Here is a 1,050-nt window from a genome sequence, read left to right on the forward strand (position 1 = left end):
GCGATGTTCGGGCGTAATGGTGAGGCGCCGGTGCCGATCGTGGCGCCGAAGACGCCCGCGGACTGTTTTGATGCGGCCCTGGAGGCGGCGCGGATCGCGGTCACCTACCGCACGCCGGTGTTCTTGTTGAGCGACGGCTATCTGGCCAACGGGTCCGAGCCCTGGCGCATCCCGCAGGTTGATGAGCTACCGGACCTGCGGGTGCAGTTCGCCCAGGGACCGAACCACACGACCGAGGACGGCGCGGAAGTCTTCTGGCCGTACAAGCGTGATGCGCAGACGCTGGCGCGTCCGTGGGCGATCCCGGGGACGCCCGGTCTCGAACACCGCATCGGTGGCATCGAGAAGCAGGACGGCACCGGCAACATCTCCTACGACCCCGCCAACCACGACTTCATGGTCCGCACCCGCCAGGCCAAGATCGACGGCATCCAGGTGCCCGACCTCGAAGTCGACGACGCGAGTGGCGACGCCAAGTTGCTCGTCCTGGGCTGGGGTTCGACCTACGGCCCCATCACCGCGGCGGTACGTCGCCTGCGCGCGGTCGGCCAGAGCGTGGCCCATGCCCATCTGCGCCACCTCAACCCCTTCCCGCGAAATCTGGGCGAGGTCCTGCGGGCCTACCACCGCGTGGTGATTCCCGAGATGAACCTGGGCCAGCTGGCGACGCTCCTCCGCGCCCGATACCTGGTCGATGCCCAGTCCTTCACGCAGGTCAACGGGATGCCGTTCAAGGCCGAGCAGCTCGCCACCGTCCTCCAGGAGGCACTCTATGTCCGCTGAGGCACTCACTCTCATTCCCAAGACCGAAGTGCCGCAGACCGCACGGGACTTCAAGTCCGATCAGGAGGTGCGTTGGTGTCCCGGTTGCGGTGATTATGCGGTCCTGGCCGCGGTGCAGGGCTTCATGCCCGAACTCGGCCTGGCCAAGGAGAACATCGTCTTCGTCTCCGGGATCGGCTGCTCCTCGCGTTTCCCGTACTACATGAACACCTACGGGATGCACTCCATCCACGGCCGCGCCCCCGCCATCGCCACCGGACTCGCGTC

General features: G+C 66.9%; 2 pseudogenes. Both read left to right on the plus strand.

Annotated elements, in window-relative coordinates:
* Positions 1-783, plus strand: a pseudogene (locus AC5P1C_RS43780) (2-oxoacid:acceptor oxidoreductase subunit alpha); the annotation flags it as partial.
* Positions 773-1,050 (plus strand): annotated as a pseudogene (locus AC5P1C_RS43785) (2-oxoacid:ferredoxin oxidoreductase subunit beta); the annotation flags it as partial. The pseudogenes AC5P1C_RS43780 and AC5P1C_RS43785, both read left to right, overlap by 11 nt.

The organism is Streptomyces sp. A18 (assembly GCF_059026065.1).